This window comes from Hydrogenophaga sp. SNF1, assembly GCF_034421675.1.
In the GTDB taxonomy this organism is placed as follows: domain Bacteria; phylum Pseudomonadota; class Gammaproteobacteria; order Burkholderiales; family Burkholderiaceae_C; genus Hydrogenophaga; species Hydrogenophaga borbori.
The window spans coordinates 2451849-2473953 of record NZ_CP139793.1 but is presented as its reverse complement, the minus strand read 5'-3'; the positions used below and the strand labels follow the sequence as shown (position 1 = coordinate 2473953).

19 protein-coding genes are annotated in these 22105 nt (G+C 71.9%); 7 read left to right on the top strand and 12 right to left on the bottom strand.

Annotated features, from left to right (window positions below):
- Positions 1 to 4: 4 nt before the first annotated feature.
- The gene (locus tag SOM08_RS11745) at positions 5 to 436 is read left to right on the top strand and encodes a lysozyme inhibitor LprI family protein (RefSeq protein ID WP_322468993.1); all 432 of its coding nucleotides are present in this window, start codon (positions 5 to 7) and stop codon (positions 434 to 436) included.
- 270 nt (positions 437 to 706) lie between these two features.
- On the opposite strand, the gene SOM08_RS11740 is transcribed toward SOM08_RS11745, so the two are convergent.
- The 3 genes from SOM08_RS11740 to SOM08_RS11730 form a co-directional block, all read right to left on the bottom strand.
- The gene (locus tag SOM08_RS11740) at positions 707 to 1432 is read right to left on the bottom strand and encodes a glutamine amidotransferase (protein WP_245980769.1); all 726 of its coding nucleotides are present in this window, start codon (positions 1430 to 1432) and stop codon (positions 707 to 709) included.
- The gene (locus tag SOM08_RS11735; RefSeq protein ID WP_322468992.1) at positions 1429 to 2436 is read right to left on the bottom strand and encodes an aldo/keto reductase; all 1008 of its coding nucleotides are present in this window, start codon (positions 2434 to 2436) and stop codon (positions 1429 to 1431) included. Before SOM08_RS11735 ends, SOM08_RS11740 begins: the two co-directional genes overlap by 4 nt.
- Positions 2437 to 2500: 64 nt before the next feature.
- Positions 2501 to 3439, bottom strand: a complete 939-nt coding sequence (locus tag SOM08_RS11730; RefSeq protein WP_147326163.1) for a WcbI family polysaccharide biosynthesis putative acetyltransferase — start codon at positions 3437 to 3439, stop codon at positions 2501 to 2503.
- 201 nt (positions 3440 to 3640) lie between these two features.
- On the opposite strand from SOM08_RS11730, the gene SOM08_RS11725 reads away from it, so the two are divergent.
- The 5 genes from SOM08_RS11725 to SOM08_RS11705 all read left to right on the top strand — a co-directional run bounded on the left by SOM08_RS11725 (position 3641) and on the right by SOM08_RS11705 (position 13653).
- Entirely contained in the window at positions 3641 to 4972 is a 1332-nt protein-coding gene (locus SOM08_RS11725; RefSeq protein WP_322468991.1) for a surface lipoprotein assembly modifier, read from the top strand.
- 54 nt (positions 4973 to 5026) lie between these two features.
- Positions 5027 to 5872, top strand: coding sequence for a FecR family protein (locus SOM08_RS11720; RefSeq protein WP_322468990.1), 846 nt, complete (start codon positions 5027 to 5029; stop codon positions 5870 to 5872).
- Between the two features lie 74 nt (positions 5873 to 5946).
- Positions 5947 to 7785: a glycosyltransferase gene (locus tag SOM08_RS11715; RefSeq protein ID WP_322468989.1), complete on the top strand. Its 1839-nt coding sequence runs from the start codon at positions 5947 to 5949 to the stop codon at positions 7783 to 7785.
- Positions 7786 to 7789: 4 nt separating this feature from the next.
- Entirely contained in the window at positions 7790 to 12808 is a 5019-nt protein-coding gene (locus SOM08_RS11710; RefSeq protein ID WP_322468988.1) for a glycosyltransferase, read from the top strand.
- On the top strand, positions 12805 to 13653 hold the full coding sequence (locus tag SOM08_RS11705; protein WP_322468987.1) for a class I SAM-dependent methyltransferase: 849 nt from the start codon (positions 12805 to 12807) through the stop codon (positions 13651 to 13653). Before SOM08_RS11710 ends, SOM08_RS11705 begins: the two co-directional genes overlap by 4 nt.
- Here the strand turns inward: SOM08_RS11705 and SOM08_RS11700 are convergent.
- The 9 genes from SOM08_RS11700 to SOM08_RS11660 form a co-directional block, all read right to left on the bottom strand.
- On the bottom strand, positions 13631 to 14572 hold the full coding sequence (locus SOM08_RS11700) for a class I SAM-dependent methyltransferase (RefSeq protein WP_116957432.1): 942 nt from the start codon (positions 14570 to 14572) through the stop codon (positions 13631 to 13633). The two genes, SOM08_RS11705 and SOM08_RS11700, sit on opposite strands and share 23 nt — an antisense overlap.
- A gap of 64 nt (positions 14573 to 14636) precedes the next feature.
- Positions 14637 to 15311 (bottom strand): class I SAM-dependent methyltransferase, encoded by a 675-nt coding sequence (locus tag SOM08_RS11695; protein ID WP_322468986.1) that lies wholly within the window; start codon positions 15309 to 15311, stop codon positions 14637 to 14639.
- Positions 15312 to 15348: 37 nt separating this feature from the next.
- On the bottom strand, positions 15349 to 16317 hold the full coding sequence (locus SOM08_RS11690) for a Gfo/Idh/MocA family oxidoreductase (RefSeq protein ID WP_116957434.1): 969 nt from the start codon (positions 16315 to 16317) through the stop codon (positions 15349 to 15351).
- A complete protein-coding gene (locus SOM08_RS11685; RefSeq protein ID WP_116957435.1) occupies positions 16318 to 17172 on the bottom strand; it encodes a class III extradiol dioxygenase subunit beta in 855 nt (284 codons plus the stop codon).
- Position 17173: 1 nt separating this feature from the next.
- Positions 17174 to 17617, bottom strand: a complete 444-nt coding sequence (ligA, locus tag SOM08_RS11680; protein ID WP_116957436.1) for a protocatechuate 4,5-dioxygenase subunit alpha — start codon at positions 17615 to 17617, stop codon at positions 17174 to 17176.
- A 1-nt stretch (position 17618) separates the two neighbouring features.
- Positions 17619 to 18551, bottom strand: coding sequence for an amidohydrolase family protein (locus SOM08_RS11675; protein WP_116957437.1), 933 nt, complete (start codon positions 18549 to 18551; stop codon positions 17619 to 17621).
- A gap of 9 nt (positions 18552 to 18560) precedes the next feature.
- Positions 18561 to 19244: a 4-carboxy-4-hydroxy-2-oxoadipate aldolase/oxaloacetate decarboxylase gene (ligK, locus tag SOM08_RS11670; protein WP_116957438.1), complete on the bottom strand. Its 684-nt coding sequence runs from the start codon at positions 19242 to 19244 to the stop codon at positions 18561 to 18563.
- Between the two features lie 64 nt (positions 19245 to 19308).
- Entirely contained in the window at positions 19309 to 20343 is a 1035-nt protein-coding gene (locus tag SOM08_RS11665; protein WP_116957439.1) for an amidohydrolase family protein, read from the bottom strand.
- Positions 20344 to 20384: 41 nt separating this feature from the next.
- Positions 20385 to 21071 (bottom strand): extracellular solute-binding protein, encoded by a 687-nt coding sequence (locus SOM08_RS11660; protein ID WP_116957440.1) that lies wholly within the window; start codon positions 21069 to 21071, stop codon positions 20385 to 20387.
- A gap of 123 nt (positions 21072 to 21194) precedes the next feature.
- On the opposite strand from SOM08_RS11660, the gene SOM08_RS11655 reads away from it, so the two are divergent.
- Positions 21195 to 22100 (top strand): LysR substrate-binding domain-containing protein, encoded by a 906-nt coding sequence (locus SOM08_RS11655; protein ID WP_070398570.1) that lies wholly within the window; start codon positions 21195 to 21197, stop codon positions 22098 to 22100.
- The last annotated feature ends 5 nt before the right edge of the window (positions 22101 to 22105 follow it).

Sequence of the window (22105 nt, the reverse complement as noted above, 5' to 3'; positions counted from 1 at the left end):
CTTCATGCCTCGTCTCGCCGCCCTGCTCTGCCTGGGGCTGTTCGCCCACTCGGCCGGTGCCACCGCACCCGCGGCGAAGCCGCCCCACGACCTGCCGGCCGACTGCGCCCGGGCCGAAACGCAGCGCCAACTCACCGCCTGCGCCTACCAGGACTTCGAACACGCGCAGGCGGCCCACGCGGCGGTGCTGCGCGAGCTGTCCGCGCGCCTCGACCCCGCCAGGCGCACCCTGCTGCGCACCGCCCAGAAAGACTGGCTGACCTACCGCACCGCGACCTGCGGGTTCGAGGCCAGCGCGGTGCGCGGCGGCAGCGCCGAACCCATGGTGCGCCTGCACTGCCAGACGCGGCTGACCCGCGAGCGCACCCAGGAATTGCGCCGCCAGCTCAACTGCCCCGAAGGCGACCTGGGCTGCCTGCGCCCGGTGCGGCCTTGAGGCGGCCCCACGGCATGCGCATCCTGCTTGTCCTGGACCACCGCCAACGATGCCGCCGACGCCGCCCACGACCGCTCGCTGCTGGGCGCGGTGACATCCACCCCGATCGGCCGCGACCTGCTGCTGATCGTGCGGGCCACCGGCCTGCTCAGCGTGTCCATCGCCTGGGCCATGTTCCCCTGTCGCGCTTTCGCCAGGCGGTCGAGGCGCGGCCGGCGGACAGCCCGCCGGCCCACCCACACCAGGACCGGCCGCGGTAGCGGCGGCCGCTCAGGCTTGCCGGGTCAGCTCGGCAAAGCGGCGCAGCACCTGCGCCGCCTGGGGCGTGGGGCCCACCTCGTCCAGGCGCCGCTCCACCTCCTCGCCCAGCTCGCCCTTCAGGCGCTCCAGGTAGCCGCGCATGGCCGTCGCCGAGAACTCCGGGTGGAACTGCACGCCCCAGGCGCGCCGCCCCACGCGGAAGGCCTGGTGGGATTCGATGTCGCTGCGCGCCAGCGGCACCGCGCCCGCCGGCAGGCGCCGCACCGACTGGTAGTGGATGAGTTGCGCGGGGAAGCGGGCCGGCAAGGCCCCCAGCAGGGCATCGTCGCCGGCCTCGGGGCCCAGCCGCACCTCGCGCGTGCCCACCTCCGGCCCCTCGGGCAAGCGGTCCACCTCGCCGCCCAGGGCGTGCGCCAACAGCTGGTGGCCGAAGCAGATGCCCAGCACCGGCAGCTCCGCCGCCACGCAGTCCTTGAGCCAGCGCGCCAGGTGCTCGCTCCAGGGCGCGCGGTCGCTGACCATGGCGTGCGAGCCGCTCACCACCACCCCGCCGAGCGTGCGCGGGTCCGGGTAGTCCGGCGCCTCGCGCGCGTCGGCGTGGCGCAGCGTCACGCCATCGCCCAGGCCGCGCGCGATCCAGTCGGGGAAATCGCCTTCGGCGCGGCTCAGCTCGTCGAAGGTCTGGCCGGCGGCCACCACCAGGATGGGACGCCCGGCGCCCGGGGTGGCGCTCACGCGAACACCTCGGTGTCCACCTCGCGGTTGGACTGCTCGCTGTAGCGGTTGCCGCTCACGGTGTGCTGGTTGATCAGCGCCTCCAGGCGCTGCATCACGTCGGCGCTCAGGCGCACGCCGTCGGCGCGGTTGTTCTCCCGCAGGTGGTCCACGTTGCCCGTGCCCGGCAGCGGCAGGATGTGCGGCGCCTTGTGCAGCAGCCAGGCGATGGACAGCTGCGCGGGCGTGCAGCCCACCTCGGCCGCGAGGGCGCGGTAGGCCGGCAGCAGGCGCTGGTTGGCGGCCCAGTGCGCGGGCGTGAAACGCGGCATGGCGCGGCGGATGTCCTTGGCGTCGAACGCCTGCGGGTCGAGGTCGATCGCCAGGAAGCCGCGCGCCGTCGGGCTGAAGGCGACGAAGGCCGCGCCGATCTCGCGGCAGGCATCGAGCACCGCGATCTCGGGGTTGCGCGTCCACAGCGAGTACTCGGTCTGCACCGCGCTGATGGGGTACTCGGCGTGCGCCTTTCGCAGGGTGGCGGCCGAGACCTCGGACAGGCCGACCGCGCGGATCTTGCCCGCGCGCACCAGGTCGCCCAGCGCGCCCACGCTCTCCTCCACCGGCACCTGCTTGTCCCAGCGGTGCAGGTAGTACAGGTCGATCACCTCGGTGCGCAGGCGGCGCAGCGAGGCCTCGCAGGTGGCGCGCAGGGTCTCGGGCCGGCCGTCGATCACACGCACCAACTGGCCGTCGCCCTTCAGGTCCACGCCCTGCATGCCGCACTTGCTGGCCAGGGTGAAGCGGTGGCGGTGCGGGGCCAGCACCTTGCCGATGAGGGTTTCGCTGGCGCCGAAGCCGTAGAGCGCGGCGGTGTCGAAGTGCGTCACGCCGTCGTCGAGCGCGGCCAGCAGCAGGCGCTCGGCCTGTGCCTCGGGCACGGGCGGACCGTAGGCGTGGCAGATGTTCATGCAGCCCAGGCCGATGGCCGAGACGGTGAAGGGTCCAAGTGGTCGTTGCTGCGGCATGGCGGGTTCAGGTCGGGAAAAAGGGAATGGAAGCGGGCGCGTGCCCGGGCACTGCGGCCCCAGGCTACCAGCTCGTGTCGTAGGCGATGTAACGCTCGATGTATTCGTAGAAGGTCCACTGCTGCGTCGCCCACTGGTAGGTGCGGTCGGGTGGGCAATAGCTCAGCTTCAGGGCGTCGGCCACCAGCGGGTGGACAGGCATCTGCACGCCGCCCATGCCCTCGAAGTCCATGGCCGCGTCCAGGCACAGCTCGGCGCGCTGCGCCTGGCCGCCGATCACGCGGCGGGCCTGATCGGCGACGCGGCGCGCCAGCTCGCGCATCGCGGCGGCCGACATGTGGCCGCGCGTCCAGAACATGTGCTGGTCGCGGAAGTTCGCGACCACGTGGTCGGCGATGCGCACGTCGCAGTGGCCGTCGAACAGGCGCATCAGGTCCAGGTCGTCCTCCAGGCGGCGCTGCAGGTCGGGCATCCTGCGCGCGGACAGGTCCATGTAGGCGGCCACGGCGATCGGACCGCTCAGACCGGTTTCGGCGATTTCGAGCGCCACCAGGTCACCCGTCGGGTAGCGCTTCCAGGTCGGATAGGCCGGGTCGTGGCGCTCGCGCGGTTCGGCGCACTCGAAGGGCCACAGGCAGTTCAGCAGGTAGCTCGGGAAGGTGATGACCGGACAGCCCGGGGGCAGGCGCGCCTCGATCGCCTGCAAGGCCGGGTTGCCGGGCGCCATCTCGTGCTGGCGCAGCAGCAGCGCCACGTTGTGCAGGTCCTCGTCGGCCACCGGCAGCGCCTGGGCATCACCCGGCTGCGCGTGGTTGAGGGCCGCCACGAAGCGGTAGTCGTCGTTCAGGTCGTCCAGGGCGCTGAGCATGCGCGCCAGGTACGGGGTCTGGCAGTTGCCATACACCAACACCGTGCGGGCCTTCGGGCCCTGGGCGCCAAAGCGGAAATCGAGCGGGTGCCGGGGCGCCGGCGGCGCCACGGGAAGAGAGGGAATCGCGGCCATCAGAAGACGCTGGGCGTCGGTCGAAACACAGTCGGCCCGAGGACCGCAGGGCCCTCCGGGTACGGGCCGAGAATGATAAGCGTGCTTGCAAATATGTAACAATCGCCCGCGACCTTTCAGCCAGCCCCAGCCATCCAGGAGGAATCCCAATTGAAGCGCCCCACGGCCTGCCATTCTCCTGAGGTCTTTGCTATCAAATTGTTGGCAACGGCTCTGTTCTGTTCCAGCGCCTGGGCCCAGACCGCGCCCAACGCGCCCCTGCAAAGCCAGGTCGACGAAGCCTTCCGCCAGACCCTGCAATCGCCCGCCGACGGCAACGCCACCGCGCGCTATGCGCGCCTGCTGGAACAGTCGGGCAACCACGAAGGCGCCATCGCCGCCCTCGAGCGCCTGCTGCTGGACCCGAACGCACCGCCCTCCGTGCGCCTGGACCTGGGCGTGCTGTATTACCGCCTCGGCTCCTACGACATGGCCGCCGGCATGCTGCGCCGCGCCCTGGACGACCCGCGCCTGGGGCCGGTGGAGCGAGGCCAGGCCGAAACCCTGCTGCGCGACATCGGCAAGCGCACCCAGGTCTCGCGCCTCGACGGCCAGGTGCTGCTGGGCCTGCGGGCCCAGACCAACCCCAGCTCGCGCACCAGCCGCGACACGGTGCTGGCCGCCGGCGCGCCGGTGGCCGTGCCCGACGCGCTCAAGCCCCAGTCGGACACCGACCTGCAGTTGGGCCTGCGCCTGGACCACCAGTACGACCTGGGCCGCCAGAACGAGGCCGCCATCGTCAGCTCGCTCGCCGCGCAGATCGTCAAGTTCAGCTCCTCGTCCGGCAGCACGCTGCAGGTGAACCAGACCGATCCGTACAACCTGGCCCTGGTCGAGCTCACCTCCGGCCTGCGCTTCAAGCCCTCGCCGGCCGGCCTGCCCGGCCTGAGCATCCGCCCGCACCTGATCGCCGCCACGCTGTCGGCCCAGGGTCACCGTTACCTGAGCAACTACGGCCTGGGCCTGGACGCAGCCTACAGCCTCAACGAGCGCACCCTCGTCGACGGCGGCCTCGAATACCGCGACGTCGACTACGCCACCCGCATCGACGTGCCCGCCGCCAGCGAACTCGGCGGCCCCAGCAAGCTGCTGCGCGTGCGCCTGACGCGCGAGCTCGCACCGGGCCAGTTGCTCAGCGGCGAGCTGCGCGCGTACTGGCAGCGCACCGATCGGCGCTATTACGACAACGACAGCCAGGAAGCGCGCGTGACCTACCTGCGCAGCTACGCCAGCCCGCTCAAGGGCGGCGGCCTGTGGACCACCTCGGTCTGGGGCGGCCTGCAGCGGCGCGCCTACGACGCGGCCGACCCGGCCATCGACCCGAACGTCGCGCGCCGCGACACCGAATGGCGCATCGGCATCGGCCAGACGGTGCCGCTGTCGGCGGCCTGGTCCCTGCTGGTGCAGCTGGAGCATGTGAAGACGGACAGCAAGCTGCCCAACTACGACAGCAAGAACACCTCGCTGTTCGTGGCGGCCGCTTACCGCTTCTGACGCCCGCGCCCACCCACGGCCCCCCTCTCAAGACCGTTTCCCGAGGACCCCGATATGACCCCGCCGATTTCCAAGGACTGGTGGCTCGCCGCTGCCCTGTCGACCGCTGCGCTGCCCACGACCATGGCCCAGGGCCCCGCGGCATCGGCCAACCGCACCGGCGTGGTGACGGCGGTCGCGCCCGGCGGCACCGTCACCGGGAACAACGAAGTGATGGTGGTGGGCAGCAGCGTGCTGCCCGGCCAGCGCCTGCGCACCGACGCCAACGGCCAGCTGCACCTGCTCTTTCTTGACCAGTCGGCCCTGACCCTGGGCCCCGACTCCGAACTCACCATCGACGAATTCCGCTTCGACCCCGCCACCCGCCAGGGCCAGATCCGGCTCGGCCTGGCCAAGGGCGTGGTGCGCGTCGTGGGCGGGCAGATCAGCAAGACCACCGCCACCGTCATCGCCACGCCGCACGGCAAGATCGAACTCCTGGGCGGCATCGCCTTGGTGGACACCAGCAGCGATCGCACGAGCGGCACCTTCCTGTTCGGCCAGCAGATGCGCGCGACCAGCAGCGACGGCAACACCACGACGATCACCCGCGCCGGCTTTGGCGTCGACATGTCGGGCAACGGCGTCGGCACGCCGCAACGCACCGCCACGACCAACCTCAACGCCATGCTCAACCGGCTCGAGTCGCGCCCGACGGGAAATACCGCCAATGGCAACCCGCCGCCGGCCCCCACCGGCCAGCTCCTCTCGACCGGCAGCCTCCCGGGCGGCGCCAGCAATCCGGGCGGCATCCTGGCCAACGACCGCCTGAAAGGCATCGTGGACAACAACGCCGGCAGCAACCCTTCCCTGACCCTGAGGGACCTGCTGGGTTCCTCTCAGGTGCTGCAGGTGTCCTGAACCCCGGCCGCCGGCGCCCTCCACCCTGACCGGCGGCCCACCGCGCCCTGGCGCGAGCGCCGCCCCTCGCCGCCATGCGCGTCCTGTTTGTTTCCAGCTACCCGCACCTGCCGGACGTCACCGGCGGCCTGCAAACCACCACCCACGACCTCTGCCTGGCGATCCGCGAACTGGGGGCCGAGGCCGCCGTGCTGTGCGGACAGGCCGAGGCCGCTGGCGCCGACGCCCCGTTCAGCCGCGACGAGCACCTGGGCTACCCCGTGCTGCGCGCGACGCGGCCCCTGGAGGCCCTGCCCCAGGCCGTGGCCGCCTGGGAGCCCGACGCCATCGTGGTGCAGAGCGGCACCTACCTGAGCTCGCTGGTGCTGGCCAGCCTGGACACCGGCCGGCCCACGGCCGTCTACCTGCACAACGTCGAAACCCACCAGATCGGTGGCCACCTGGTGGCCGACCCTTCGCTGCTCTACCTGGCCAACTCCGACTTCACGGCACGGCGCTGGCGCGCGCTCTACGGCCTGGACTGCGCGGTGATCCCACCCACCGTCTCGGCCCCCGCCTACCGGGCCGAGCGCCAGGGCGACAAGGTGCTGTTCGTCAACCCCACGCCCATCAAGGGCGTGGAGCGCCTGTTCGAGCTGGCCGCGGCCTGTCCCGAGCTGCCCTTCCTGGTGATGGAAAGCTGGCCCCTGAACGCGGCCTGGCGGGCCCATGGCCAGGCGCGCGCGGCGCGGCTGGGCAACGTCGAGTGGCGCGGGCCCAGCGACGGCATGCGCGAGGTGTTCGGCCAGTCGCGCGTGCTGCTCATGCCCTCGGTCTGGGAAGAATCCTTCGGCCGCACCGTGGTGGAGGCCCAGCTCAATGGCCTGCCCGTGCTGGCCAGCCGGCGCGGTGCGCTGCCCGAACTGGTGGGCGACGGCGGCGCCGTGCTGGACCTGGAGGCGCCGCTGGCCGACTGGGCGGCGGCGCTGCGCCACCTGCACGGCCCCGGCGCGGCAGCGCAGCGCGCGGCCGCCCTGCGCCGCGGCGCCGCCCACGTGGCGGGCACCGCGTCCACCGAGGCCCGGCTGCTGGGCCTGCTGCAGCTGCACGCCGCGCGCACGGCGCCGCACCGGCCGGTTGCCGCGCCGCCCGCGGCCCCGCCGCCGCCAATGCCCGCGCACGCCGCCGTGCGCGAGGTGCCACCCCGCCAGCCGCGCCGCGAGGACTGTCTGTTCTACCACTCCACCACGCTGGCCGATGGCGAGGAGGTGGTGGGTGACTGGGACCTGCGGCCCAACACGGCGCAGTACCTGGGCGGCGTGGACTTCAGCGGCCGTTCGGTGCTGGAGATCGGCCCCGCCAGCGGCCACCTGTCCTTCCACATGGAAGCGGCCGGCGCCCAGGTCACCTGCCTGGAGCCGCCCATGTCGCACCTGTGGGACGTGGTGCCCCACGAAGGTTTCGACACGCCGCGGTGGCGCCACGGGTTCACGCGCTCCATCGAAGGCGTGCGCAATTCGTTCTGGTACGTGCACCGGCAACGCCGCTCGCGCGTGCGCCTGATCGAGGCCGATCCCTACGCCCTGCCGGCCGAGCTCGGCGAGTTCGACGTCGGCCTGATGGCCTCGGTGCTGCTGCACTGCCGCCGGCCCTTCGACATGGTGCAGAGCGTGGCGGCGCGCACGCGGCGCACGGTGATCGTCACCGAGCTCTACGACCCGTCGCTCGGTCCGCGCGCGCTGTGCCAGCTGCAGCCGCACCGCGGCGTGCAGCAGGTCGACACCTGGTGGCTGTTCACACCGCAGTTCTTCGTTTCCACGCTGGGCTTGCTGGGCTTCACCGACGCGCGGGTCATCCTGCACGAGCAGAGCCAGCCCTCGCAGAACCGCCAGGTGCCCATGTTCACCGTGGTCTGCGAACGACCGGGGGCCTGAGGGCGTGAGCGGCCAGGAACCGGACGACACACCCGCCGAGGCCGCGCGGTACTGGCAACAGGGCCTGCAGCACCAGCGGCAAGGCGAGCTGGCGCGGGCCGCCGAGGCGCTGCGCATGGCCTGCGTGCTCGACCCCTCGCGGCACGAGGCCGTCTTCGCGCTGGCCTGGGTGCTGCACGACCTGGACCAGCTGCCCGAGGCCGTGGCCTGGGCCGAGCGCGCCCTGCAGGCCGAACGCCAGCCGGGTCGGCTGCTGCAGCTCGGCTGGCTGCGGCAAAAGAGCGGTGATCCCGCGGCTGCGCTGGACCTGTACGAGGAAGCCATCGCCGCCTACGCCTGGGCCGCGCCCGAACAGGTGCGCCTGCACCTGCACCGCGCCCAGTGCCTGGCCGCGCTCGGCCTGCCCCTGCGCGCCGCCGCATGCCTGGCCGAGGGCCTGGAGCGCTGGCCCGCCCACCCCGAGCTGCTGGACGCCCTGATCGAGTGGGAATGCCGGCACGGCCACCTGGAGCGCGCCATCGCCCTGGCGCGCCAGCGGGTGGACGCCGCGCCGGACGACGCCGCCGCCTGGCACCTGCTGGGCGCGCTGCAGCAGCGCGCCGGCGACCTGCGCGGCGCCGACGCCAGCTTCAACGAAGTGCAGCAGCGCGACATGGACCGCTGGGACGCGCTGCTGCGGCGGGCCCAGATCCAATTGCACTGGCGCCGCCCGGTGGACGCCGAGTGGCTGTCGATGCAGGTGCTGGCGCGCCAGCCCGATTGCCTGCCCGCGCAAGCGCTGCTGGGGCAGGCGCAGCTCGATCTGGGCCAGCTGGACGCGGCCCGCCGGCATCTGCTGCAGGCCTTGCGCGCCCAGCCGCGCCACCCCGACGCCTGGCAGGTGCTCGCGCGAGTGCACGCGCAGCGCGGCCGCTGGGCGCTGGCCCGCCGTTGCCTGGCCCGCGCCGGCGGCGCTGGCGCCGACGCGGTCGACGTGCTGCGCCAGCTGGCCTGGCTCGCCAAGGACCAGGGCGATCTGCCCACCGCCGCCGGCGCCGTGCGCGAGTTGCTGCGCCACCGCCCGGAAGACCTCGCGGTGCGCGTGCAGGCCGCCTTCGTGCTCGCGGCCGCGCAAGACCTCGCGGCGGCCGAGCAACAGGCCGAGGCCGCCGTCGCGCAGGACCCGGCCAGCGCGCTGGCCTGGCGCGCGCTGGCGCAGGTGCGCTGCCAGCAGCGGCGCCTGGACGAGGCGCAGTCCGCCGTCGAAACCGCCTTGACCCTGGCGCCCGCGGACCCCGCCACGCTGCGCCAGTTCGGCTGGGTCCTGCTCGACGCGCAGCGCTTCGGCGCGGCGCGGCTGGCTTTCCTGCACGCCAGCGAACTCGACGATCAGAACCCGGTGCCGCTGCGCGAGCTGGCCGAGGCCTGTCTGCGCTCGGGCGAATTCGCGCTGGGCCGGCGGACCGTGGAGCGGCTGCTGTCCTTGCGCCCCGGCGAAACGCCGGCGCGCCTGTTGCTCGCGCGCCTGCTCAGCGAAGACCCCCGCTCCACCCCCAGTGACCACCGCCAGGCCGTGGCCCTGTGCCGCGAACTCATCGGTGCCCGCGAGCGCGCCAGCGACGCGGCGCGCTCGCTGCTGCGCCTGTACGCCCTGGGCGTGGACGAAGCGGCGCCGGTGCTGGCGCTGCTGCCCCGCGGCGACCGCCGCGCCGCGCTGCGGGAGGCCTTGGCCGAGGCCTCCCACCGCCACGGCCACGGCGCGCTGCTGCGCCTGGCCCAATGGGCCGAGGCGGACTGTCCCGACGACCTCTGGCTCGGCAGCGCCGCGCTGTACGCGCGCTCGCTCAGCGAGCGGTCCACGGCGCAGGACTTGGCCCTGGCCTCGCGCCACGCCTACCGCGCGCTCAAGCTGCGCACGGGCCTGGACCGCCGGGCGCCCGGTGCGCCCGCGCGCCGGCCCGGCTCACGCCCCCGCATCGCCTACCTCGCGGGCCAAGGGCACGAGCGGCTGCTGCGCCGTGTGCTGGCGAACCACGAGGCGCAGGCCGCCGAGGTCCACGTCTTCACGAACCGGCCGATGGCCGGGTTGCCGGCCCACATCCACCAGCGGGCGCTGGACCCGGCCGAACTGGCGCGCCGCTGCGCCGCGCTGCGCATCGATGTGCTGATCGACGCCGGCGGACTGCACCCCTTCGAAGGCCAGTTCGAGGTCCTGCAGGCCCTGGCGCGGCGACCCGCGCCGCTGCAGATCGGCTGGCTGGGCTGCTGGGGCACGGCCGGCGGCCTGTTCGACGCCCTGCTGTGCGACGCCACCTCGGTGCCGCCCGCGCACGAAGCGCTGCACGAAGAGGCCCTGTGGCGCCTGGACGGCGGCCAGTGGTGCTGGGACCCGCCGCTGCACGCGCCCGCGATCACGCCCCCGCCCGCGCAAGCCACCGGCGCACCGACCTTCGGCGTGCTCGCGCGCGGCCTGCGGATCAACGAGGCCAGCCTGCGGGCCTGGGCCCGCGTCCTGCTGGCCACGCCAGGGGCCCGCCTGCGCTTCATCGGCGAACTGGCGCACGACTGGCCGCAGCGCGCCCAGGTGTTGCGTGCCCTGGACGCCCACGGCGTGGCGGCCGCGCGCGTGGCCTTCGACCCGCCCTGCGCCTACGAAGACCTGCTGCGCTGGTGCCAGCGGATCGATCTGGTGCTCGACAGCTTCCCCGGCAACGGGGGCCTCAGCCTGCTGGACCCGCTCTGGATGGGCGTGCCCGTGCTCACGCTGAGCGGCGCCTGGGCCGGCGCCCGCCAGGGCCACTCGCTGCTGGCCGCCCTGGGCCTGCAGGAATGGGTGGCCGACACGCCTGAGGCCTTCGTCGCCACCGCCGTGGCCCTGGCCCAGAACCCCGCCGCGCTGGCCCGACACCGCGCCAGCCTGCGCCAGCGCCTGCTGGACTCGCCGCTCTGCGACGGCCGCCGCCTGGCGCGGCAGATCGAAGCCCTCTGCCAGCAGGCGGTCGACAGCGCCGACCCCGCCGAGTTCGGCGCCGACCCCAAGGCCCGCCAGCGCGCCGAGGCGCGCCGCGCGCTGCGCGCCTGGCTGGACCGCCCCGCCCGGCTGGCGCTGCCCCTGCCCGATGGCGACACGCCGCCCGATCTGTCGGTCATCGTCGTGCTCTACAACCAGGCCGGACTCACCCGCCGCACCCTGCAGGCGCTGGCCGATGAGCGCGGCGTGCGCTTCGAGACCATCGTCATCGACAACGCCTCCGGCGACGAGACCGCCGAGCTGCTCGCGCGCGTCTCGGGCGCGCGCGTGGTGGTCAATGAACACAACCTGGGCTTCCTGCGCGCCGCGAACCAGGGCGCGGCCCTGGCGCGCGGGCGCCACCTGCTGTTCCTCAACAACGACGCCATCGTGCAGGCCGGCAGCCTGCGGGCCGCCGTGCGCCGCCTCGACACCGAGCCCGCCATCGGTGCCCTGGGCGGGCGCATCGTGCTCAGCGCGGGCGGGCTGCAGGAGATGGGCAACGTCCTCTTTCGCGACGGCAGCGCCCATGGCGTGGGGCGCGGCGAAGACCCCTTCTGCCCGGCTGCCATGTGCAGCCGCGCCACCGACTATGTCTCCGGCGTCTTCCTGGCCGTGCCGGCGCCGCTGTGGCGCATGCTGGGCGGCTTCGACGAGGCCTTCGCCCCCGCCTACTACGAAGACAGCGACTTCTGCCTGCGCGTGTGGCGCGCGGGCTTTCGCGTGGTGGTCGACCCCGAGGTGCTGGTCGAGCACCTGGAATGGGGCAGCGCCCCCGGCGACGAAGCCGAGCGCCGCATGCGCGAGAACCGCACGCGCTTCCAGGCCCGCCACGCGGACTGGCTGCGCGGCCAGCCCCATCCGCACACGCCGCGCCTGGACGGCGACCGCTGGCGCTCGCCCGAGGACCATCCGCGCCGCCCGCGCGTGCTCATCATCGACAACGAGGTGCCGCACATGCACAAGGGCGGCGGCCTGCCGCGCGCGCGCCTCATGCTGCAGGCCCTGCGCGACTGGCCCGTGAGCTTCTTCCCCCTCTGGCAAACCGAGGACGACTGGCGCGACATCCAGGCCTCGCTGCCCAGCAGCGTGGAGGTGGTGCTGGGCCACGGCATGGCGCGGCTGGAAGCCTTCCTGGAACGCCGCCGCGGCGTCTACGACGTGCTGCTGGTGAGCCGCCCCCCCAACCTGAAGGCGCTGCAGCCGCTGCGCGCGCGCCGACCCGAGCTCTTTGCCGGCATGCGCCTGGTCTACGACGCCGAGGCCCTGTTCGCGCTGCGCGAGATCGCCGAGGCGGCGGTGCGCGGCCGGCCCATGCCCCGCGCGGCCGCGCAGGCGCACCTGGCGCGCGAGATCGCCCTGGCGCGCGGCGCCAGCGAGGTGCTGGTGGTCTCTGAGCGCGACGCCGCGTGCTTTGCCGCCGCCGGCCACCGCGTGAGCCTGCTGAGCCATGGCATGGCGGTGCGCCCTGAAGTGCCCGGCCCGGCCGCGCGCCAGGGCCTGCTCTTCGTGGGCGCGCTGCACCCCGACACGCCCAACGAGGACGGCTTGCTGTGGTTCATCGAGCAGGTGCTGCCGCGGCTGCGCGAGCGACTGCCGCAGCCGCCCGTGCTGTCCGTGGTCGGCGTCAACCGCTCGCCCCGGCTGGCGCGGCTGGCCGGCGACGACGTGCGCCTGCTGGGTCCGCAAGAGGCACTGGCGCCGCACTACGACGGCGCGCGGGTGTTCATCGCGCCGGTGCGCTTCGCCGGCGGCGTGCCGGCCAAGGTCATCGAGGCCGCGGCCCAGGGCATCCCGGTCGTGGCCTCGGCGCTGCTGGTGCGCCAGCTCGGCTGGATCGCCGGCCGCGATATCCAGTCCGCGCGCGACGCCGAGGCCTTCGCCGCCGGCGTCCTGCGCCTGCTGCGCGACGACGCCCTGTGGCAGCGCCAACAGGCGGCCGCCTGGCAACGCTGCGCCGAGCGCTACGCGCCCGAGCGCTTCGCCCGGGTCCTGCGCCAGGCGCTGCGGGGCCGCCCCGAGGGGCCGGCATGAGCGCCGCCGTGCACCCCCTCGAAACCGCGGCGCTGCGCCGCTGGCGCCGCCTGCGCGCCGAGGGTCGCGGCGCCGACGCCGATGCCGTGCTGTGGGACGCGCTGGCCCAGGAGCCCAACCTGCCCGGCGTGCACGTGGCGCTGGCGCGCCAGCGCTGGCCGGGCCCCGACTACCGGCACTGGCTGGGCTGGTTCCACGGGCACCTGAAGCCGCGCCTCTACCTGGAGATCGGCGTCGAGTTCGGCCATACGCTGAGGCTGGCGCGGCCGGGGACCCAGGCCACCGGCGTCGACCCCGCGCCGCGCGGCGACCCGCTGAGCGGCTGCGAGGCGCCCACGCGCCTGTTCCCCTGCACCAGCGCCGCGTTCTTCGCCGGGCTGCCCGCGGACGACGCATTGGCCACGCAGGGTTTCGACCTCGCGTTCATCGACGGCGACCACGCCTTCGACGCGGTGCTGGACGACTTCATCGGCGCCGAACGCCTGGCCGCGCCGGGCGCCGTGCTGCTGCTGCACGACACCGTGCCGCTGACGGCCGCGACGGCGGGCCGCGAGCGGCGCACCGGCTTTCACACGGGAGACGGCTGGAAGATCGTGCCCTGCCTGCGCGCCCTGCGGCCCGATCTGCGCGTCGTGACGCTGTCCACGGCGCCCACCGGCCTCACGGTGGTGACGGGCCTGGACCCCTCGTCCACGCGGCTGCGGGAGCGGCGCCAGGCCATCCGCGAGAGCTACGCCGCCCTGCCCCCCGATGGCGTGGTCGCCGAGCCCGAGCGCGTGCTGGCGCTGGGCCCCAACGACCCGGCGTGGCTGGCGCGCTGGCTCAGCGCGGCCGGCGCGCGATGACGCAGCCGAAGCAGGGGTCCAGCTGGCCGCTGCGCAGGAGCTCCTCTTCGGCGTCCAACAGGGCATCGAGGTAAGGCGCCTCGGCATCGCCGAGGAAGTTCTGCGCGATATCGCTCAGCAGCACGTGCAGCAGCGCGCCACCGTACGGGCGCCAGGCCAGGCGCTCGAAATGGCCCGACAGCAGCGGCAGCAGCTCGGAGGAACGCACCGCCTCGCTCGCGTCCACCGCGATCACCTCCTGCGGCGTGGGCCGGCGCGCGTGGGCCTTGAGGCGGCCGTCCAGCGTCGTGCGCAGGCGCGGCGGCAGCAGCTCCAGCAAGGTATTGAGGTGGCGCACATGGCTTGGCGACCACTGGAAGCGGTCCGGGCCGACGTACTCGTCGAGAAAGAACCAGCCCCCGGGGGGCAGCAGCGTCGCCACGTCCGCGTACAGGCGCTCGATCTCGCTGCAGTGGTGCACCGCCGCCACGCCGAGCACGGCGTCGAAGCTGCCGGGCTCGAAGCCGGGTGCGCCCACGGGCAACCGGTTCATGTCGGCCTGGTGGTAGTCGATCGCCAGTCCCTGGGCCTGGGCGGCCTCGCGCGCGCGCTCCAGCACCCGGCTGGACAGGTCCAGCGCCACCGCGGACTCGGCCCAGCCGGCGCTCACGGTCTCGCGTTCGACATGGCCCTCGCCGCAGGCCAGCACCAGCACGCGGCGCAGTGGCAGCGGGCGCTCGGCCGCGACCCGCTGGAAGAACCACTGCAGCGGGTGCACCGCCGGGTCCCCCGACACCGCCTGAGCGATGCGGGCCTTGACGGTGGACAAATGGGTCCACTGCAGGCCGTGCTCGGTCCAGCTCGCGGGGTCGCCCCAGGCCGCGTCCAACTGGGCCACGGTGCGCGGATCGAATGGGGCGGAAGGGTCGGCGTGCGGCATGGGCGGTGGTGGGGCGATCGCGGTGCGGGTCTCATTGTGGCCTCGGCGGGCCGGCTCGAACGCTTCAGCCCAGTCCCTTGGGGTGGCCGGTCAGGCGGCGCAGGCGCGCGCCGTCCTCGGGGTGCTCCTGCGGGCACAGGATGCCCTGCTCGCCGTGGCGGCGGCCATTCATGTAGCGGTCCAGGCGGTCGAGCATGCGCCGCGGGTGGCGCGCCACCTGGGCCTCGTCCTTCACGAAGACGGCCACGAAATCGCTCCACACGTCGAGCTTCTGGTAGGCCGTGAACGACTCCAGCAAGGCCGGCCGGTACCCCGAGCGCACGGCCCAGCGCACCAGCGCCGCGCCGGCGTCGGGATAAAAGCGCCAGCAGTCCACCGGGTAGCGGTGGAAGTCGCCGTTGGAGGGCGCGTTCAGATAGAAGAGCCCCGGCGGCTTGAGCACGCGCAGGATCTCGTTGAAGCTGAGCCAGAACATTTCGACGTGTTCGAAGCACGAGCTGCTGACCACGGCGTCGATGCTCTGGTCGGCGAAGGGCAGCCGGTAGGGGTCGTCCAGCACCACGTCGACGCCGCGACCGGGCGCGAAGTCCACGCCGACGTAGCGGCAGGCGGCGGGCGCCAGCGCGCGCAGCGAGCCGTTCACGTCCTGGGCGCCGATGTCCAGGACCGTGAGCGCCTCGCCCGCGTTCAGGTAGGTGTCGAAAAAGAGGCCGCCGTTGTCAAGGGCACTGGGATGCATGCCCCGATCCTAGCGGCCCCGGCAGGAGCGTCCGGGCTCAGCCCTGGGCCTTGAGCTTCTGCTCCAGGTCGTGCAGCACCTGGTAGCAGGCGAAGACGCGGCCCACGCTGGCGTTGGGCTCGCGGCCTTCGCGGATGGCGGCGAAGAACTCGCGGTCCTGCAGCTCGATGCCGTTCATGCTCACGTCCACCTTGGACACGTCGATCTTCTCGTCCTTGCCGTTGAACAGGTCGTCGTAGCGCGCGATGTAGGTCGCCGTGTCGCCGATGTAACGGAAGAAGGTGCCCAGCGGACCGTCGTTGTTGAACGAGAGCGAGAGCGTGCAGATGGCGCCGTTGGCGGCCTTGAGCTGGATGCTCATGTCCATGGCGATGCCCAGCACCGGGTGGATCGGGCCCTGGATCGCGTGGGCCAGCACGATGGGGCTGTTGGCCTGGTAGGCGAACAGGTCCACGGTGTGCGCGGCGTGGTGCCACAGCAGGTGGTCGGTCCAGCTGCGGGCCTGGCCCAGCGCGTTGGTGTTGGTGCGGCGGAAGAAATAGGTCTGCACATCCATCTGCTGGATGTTGAACTCGCCGGCCTGGATCTTCTGGTGCACGAACTGGTGGCTGGGGTTGAAGCGGCGCGTGTGGCCGCACATGGCCACCAGGCCGGTCTGCTTCTGCAGGTCCACCACGGCCTGCGCGCCCTTGAGGCTGTCGGCCAGGGGAATCTCCACCTGCACGTGCTTGCCGGCCTTCAGGCAGGCCAGGCTCTGCTCGGCGTGCATCTGCGTGGGCGTGCACAGGATGACGGCGTCCAGCTCCTGGATGGCCAGCGACTCGTTCAGGTCGGTGGTGACGTGGCCGATGCCGTACTTGCTGGCGACTTCCTGCGTCTTGTCGAGCTCGCGCCCGATCAGCGAGATGACCTCGACGCCGTCGATGTTCTTGATGCCGTCCAGGTGCTTGACGCCGAAGGCGCCGGCGCCGGCCAGCGCCACTTTGATGGTCTTGTTGTTGCTCATTTATTGGTTCTCCAGGATCAGGTGGCCCACGGCAGTGTTGCTCGCGGGCACGTGGAAGAAGCGGTGCGCCACCTTCGGGCGCGGCCCGCCGGCGGCATCGGCCATGGCGCCGCGCGCGATCAACCACATCACGAGTTCGATGCCCTCGCTGCCGGCCTCGCGCACGTAGTCGATGTGCGGGATCGCGGCCGCCGCCTCGGGGTCGGTCTCGAGCAGGTCAAGGAAGCGGTTGTCGAAGTCCTTGTTGATGAGGCCGGCGCGTGGGCCCTGCAACTGGTGGCTCATGCCGCCCGTGCCCCAGATGTGCACGTTCAGGTCTTCGTCGTAGCTCTCCACCGCCTTGCGGATGGCCTTGCCCAGGTTGTAGCAGCGCTGGCCGCTCGGCACCGGGTACTGCACCACGTTCACCGCGAAGGGGATCACCGGGCAGGGCCAGGCCTGGGGCTGGCCGCACATCAGCGACAGCGGCACCGTCAGGCCGTGGTCCACGTCCATCTTGTTGACGATGGTGAGGTCGAAGTCCTGCTGGATCACGCTCTGCGCGATGTGCGAGGCCAGCTCGGGGTGGCCCTTGACCACGGGCACCGGGCGCGGGCCCCAGCCCTCGTCGGCGGGCTGGAACTCGGCGGCCGTGCCGATCGCGAAGGTGGGGATGAAGTCCAGGCTGAAGGCGGTGGCGTGGTCGTTGTAGACCAGGAACACCACGTCGGGCTTGTTGTCCTTCATCCACTGCTTGGAGAACTCGTAGCCCTTGAAGAGCGGCTGCCAGTACGGCTCGCCGGTCTTGCCCAGGTCCATGGCCGCGCCGATGGCGGGCACGTGCGAGGTGTAGACGGATGCGGTGATGCGGGCCATGTCAGTGCTTCCCTTGTTTGCCTTGCGAACCCTGGGGCTGGCGGTGCGCCTGCGCATCGCCGTCCTCGCCGATGCGGCGGTTGCCTTCGACCGAGCGGCCGCCGCCGATCATCATGTTGCGGTACTCCTCCTCGGTCATGCCGGTCATGGAGCCCGCCATCTGCTGGAAGCTCTTGCCGTCGGTGGCGCCGATCTTGGCCAGGAAGTAGATGTTGCCGCCCAGGCGGATGCACCAGTTGAGGTCGCGCGCCAGCACGGCCTGCTTCTGCTCTTCCGTCATGGCCCACTCGTCGAGGTAGGCGCGCTCGTCCTTCTTGAAGCGCTCGCGGTTCTCGGCCTTCATCAGGCTCATGCAGAACTGGTTGAGCCAGTAGCCCTTGCGGCTTTGCTCGGCGTCGAAGATGGTCGTGCCGGGCACGTCCTTGTAGGGTTTGTCGAGAGCCATGTCAGACCTCCTCAGGCCAGTAGAGGCGCATCGGGTTGTCGACCAGCAGCTTCTTCTGCAGCTCGGCCGTCGTGGCGATGTGCGGAATGAAATCGACCAGCAGGCCGTCGTCGGGCATGTGGTCCTTGAGGTTGGGGTGCGGCCAGTCGGTGCCCCACAGCACGCGGTCGGGGAAGGTTTCGACGACCTGGCGCGCGAAGGGCACCACGTCGCGGTAGGCGGCCTGCTCGCCGTTCAGGGCCTTGGGCCCGCCCAGGCTGAGGCGCTCGGGGCAGCTCACCTTGCTCCAGACGTTCTCATGCTCGCGCATGAATTTCAGGAAGAGCTGGAACTCCGGGCCGTCGATGGGCTTGCTCACGTCGGGGCGGCCCATGTGGTCCACCACCACGGTGGTGGGCAGCGCGGTGAAAAAGTCCCACAGCTCGGGCAGGTCCACGGCCTCGAAGTAGATGACCACGTGCCAGCCCAGGGCCTTGATGCGACCGGCGATCTCCATCAGCTCGTCCTTGGGCGTGAAGTCCACCAGGCGCTTGACGAAGTTGAAGCGCACGCCGCGCACGCCGCTGGCGTGCAGGTCCTGCAGTTCCTGGTCGCTCACGCTGCGCTTGACCGTGGCCACGCCGCGCGCCCGGCCACCGCTGCTGCGGCAGGCGTCGGCCATGGCGCGGTTGTCGGCGCCGTGGCAGGTGGCCTGCACGATCACGTTGCGCGAGAAGCCCAGGTGGTCGCGCAGGGCGAACAGCTGCTGCTTGCTGGCGTCGCAGGGGGTGTACTTGCGTTCGGGCGCGTAGGGGAATTCGGCGCCGGGGCCGAACACGTGGCAGTGCGCGTCCACGCTGCCCGGGGGCAGCTGGAAGCGGGGCTTGCTCGGGCCGTCGAACCAGTCGAGCCAGCCGGCGGTCTTGGTGAAATCACCGGTGGTGGGTTTGCTCATGGCGGCCTTTCAATCGATATACCGCAGGCCGGCGGCGGCCAGCGGCTCGCGCATCTTGTACATGTCCAGGCCGAGCACGCCGCTGGCGAGCTTGTCGCGCTTCTCGCCTTCGAAGCTCTCGCGCTTGCGGGCGGCGGCCAGGGTCTCGGCCGCGCGCGCGGCGGGCACGCAGACCACGCCGTCGTCATCGGCCACGATCACGTCGCCCGGCGTGACCAACATGCCGGCGCAGACGATGGGGATGTTCACCGAGCCCAGGGTGGCCTTGATCGTGCCCTTGCTGCTGATGGCCTTGCTCCAGACCGGGAAGTTCATTTCCTTCAGGGTCTTGACGTCGCGCACGCCGGCGTCGATGACCAGGGCGCGCGCGCCGCGGGCCTGGAAGCTGGTGGCCAGCAGGTCACCGAAGTAACCGTCGGTGCACTCGGCGGTGACGGCGGCGACCACGATGTCGCCCGGCTGAATCTGCTCGGCGGCGACGTGCATCATCCAGTTGTCGCCCGGCTGCAGCAGCACGGTGACGGCCGTGCCGCTGACCTGCACGCCGGTCTGGATGGGTCGCATATAGGGTTTCAGCAGGCCCACGCGGCCCATGGCCTCGTGCACGGTGGCCGAGCCCAGCGCGGCCAGGCCGTCGGCGGCCGCCTTGTCGGCGCGCTGGATGTTGCGGTAGACGACGCCTAGTTCGTACATGTCATGGCTCCTGTTTGAATGTGTTGGTGTTCCTGGACGTCGCGGCAAAAGCGCCCGAACAAGATCACAGCCCCTTGGCCTTCAAGCGCGCATCCAGGCGCGGGAAGACGCGCCGCACGTTGCCCTCGTAGATCGCGTGTTTGTCCTCGGCAGACAGGATCTTCGAGGCCTCGATGTAGCGCTTCGTGTCGTCGTAGTAGTGCCCGGACAAGGGGTCGATGCCGCGCACCGCGCCGATCATCTCCGAAGCGAACAGCACGTTCTTGACCGGGATCACGGTATTGAGCAGGTCGATGCCGGGCTGGTGGTACACGCAGGTGTCGAAGAACACGTTGTTCATCAGGTGGGTGTCCAGCAGGGGCTTCTTCATCTCCTGCGCCAGGCCGCGGAAACGGCCCCAGTGGTAGGGCACCGCGCCGCCGCCGTGCGGGATCAGGAACTTCAGCGTCGGGAAGTCCTTGAACAGATCGCCCTGGATGAGCTGCATGAAGGCCGTGGTGTCGGCGTTGAGGTAGTGCGCGCCGGTGGTGTGGAAGCAGGCGTTGCAGCTCGTGCTCACGTGGATCATGGCCGGCAGGTCGTACTCCACCATCTTTTCGTAGATGGGGTACCAGTGCTTGTCGGTCAGCGGCGGGCTGGTCCAGTGGCCACCGGAGGGATCGGGGTTGAGGTTGATGCCGACCGCGCCGTATTCCTTGACGCACTTCTCCAGCTCGGGGATGCAGGTGGCCGGGTCCACGCCAGGGCTTTGCGGCAGCATGGCCACGGGCACGAAGTGCTCGGGGAACAGCGTGGAGACGCGGTAGCAGAGCTCGTTGCAGATGGCGGCCCAGGTGCTGGACACGCCGAAATCGCCGATGTGGTGGGCCATGAAGCTGGCGCGCGGGCTGAACAGCGTGATGTCGCTGCCGCGCTCCTTCATGAGCCTGAGCTGGTTGGTCTCGATGGACTCGCGCAGCTCGTCGTCGCTGATCTTCAGGTCGGCGACCTTGGGCATCTGGGCCGGGTCCTTGATGCCCGCGATCTGGGCGTTGCGCCAGTTCTCCAGCGCCTTGGGCGCCGTGGTGTAGTGGCCGTGGCAGTCGATGATCAGGGACATGCGTGGTGCTCCTCTCGGGTGTTCTGGGGGAATCAAACAAATCAGGCGGGCGACATGCCCTGGCGCCGCTTGGCCTCGGCCGCCTCGGGCGAGGTCATGAAGGCCAGCAGCGCGCGCACCGCCTCGGCGCGCGGCGCGTTCACCGGGATGCCGGCGCTGAACACGGTGACGATCTGGATCGGCTCGGGCAGGCCACCCACGATGGCGATGCCCGGCACGTGCAGCAGCTCGCTGAGCTGTTGGAAGCCCAGGGCCACTTCGCCCTTGGCCACCAGCGAGGCCACCGGCACGCCGGGCGGCGCCTGCACGGTCTTGGCGGCCATGGCCTCGGCGATGCCCCAGCGCTCGAAGAGCTTCTGCAACGCCACGCCGCTCGGACCGGTGGAGTAGCTGATCTTGTCCGCCGCCAGCAGCGCGGCCTTCACCGACGCCTCGCTGGACAGATCGGGGGCCGGCGCGCCTTCGCGCACGCAGGCGGCCACGCCGCTGCGCACCAGGTCCACGCGGCCCGCTTGCAGGTGGCCGGCGGCGATGAGCTTGTCGATGGCGTCCGAGGCCAGGATCACCACGTCGAAAGCCTCGCCGGCCGCCACGCGCTTGGCCGCGTCCACGCCGCCCACCGATTCGATGGCCACGGCCTGTCCGGCGCGCGCCGTGTAGGCACCGGTGAGTTCGGCCAGCACCTGGCGGGTGGCCATGGAAGAAATGCCGGTCAGGGGGGCGTTCATGGGCGTCCAGAAGAAAGACGGCCATTGTCGGCAGCCTGGCGCTGTACGAAAACCCATACAGCCGGCTAGCAGCTAGAACAAAATCACATACCTGCTGTGCAACGCCGACCCGGCCCCTTTCCCATGGACCTCAAGCAACTCGAATACTTCGTGCGCGTGGCCGAGCTCGGCAGCTTCACGCGCGCCGCCATCGCGCTGGACGTCGCGCAGCCCGCCCTGTCGCGCCAGGTGCGGCTGCTCGAAGTGGAGTTGCGCCAGAACCTGCTGGTGCGCAACGGCCGGGGCGCCACGCCCACCGAGGCCGGCAAGCTGCTGCTGGCGCACGGGCGCGGCATCCTGCACCAGGTGGAGCGCGCCCGAGAGGAGCTGGGCCGCGTGCGCGGCGCCTTGGCCGGAAGGGTGGCCATCGGGCTGCCGCCGACGCTGGCGCGCACGCTGTCGGTGCCCCTCACGCGGGCCTTCCGCCAGCAGTTGCCCGAGGCCTCGCTGTCCATCACCGAGGGCCTGTCGGCCACCATGCAGGAATGGCTGCTCACCGGCCGGCTGGACATCGCCGTCCTCTACAACGCCCAGCCGGTACCGGAACTGGAGATCCAGCCACTGGCCGAAGAGGACCTGTGGCTGGTGCAGCCGCGACCGCCCGGCCTGCCGGAAGATCCGCCGCCCTCGCCGATCGCGCTGCGCGACCTGGCCGACCTGCCGCTGATCATCCCCAGCCGGCCCAACGCGGTGCGCATGCAGCTGGAGCACGAGCTCGCGGCCATCGGCCTGCGCCCGAAGGTGGCGCTGGAGATCGATGGCGTCTCGGCCATCCTGGACCTGGTGGCCGACGGCGCGGGCGCCGCCCTGCTCTCGCGCAACGCCGTGGCCAGCTCGATCCGGCCCTCGGCCTACCGGCTGCGCGGCATCGATCCCCCCTTGCGCACGCGCCTGAGCCTGGCCACCAGCGCGCAGCGGCCCACCACGCTCACCCAACAGTCCACGCTGGAATTGATCCGCCAGACGCTGGCGGCCACGGCGCCGCGCTGAGCATC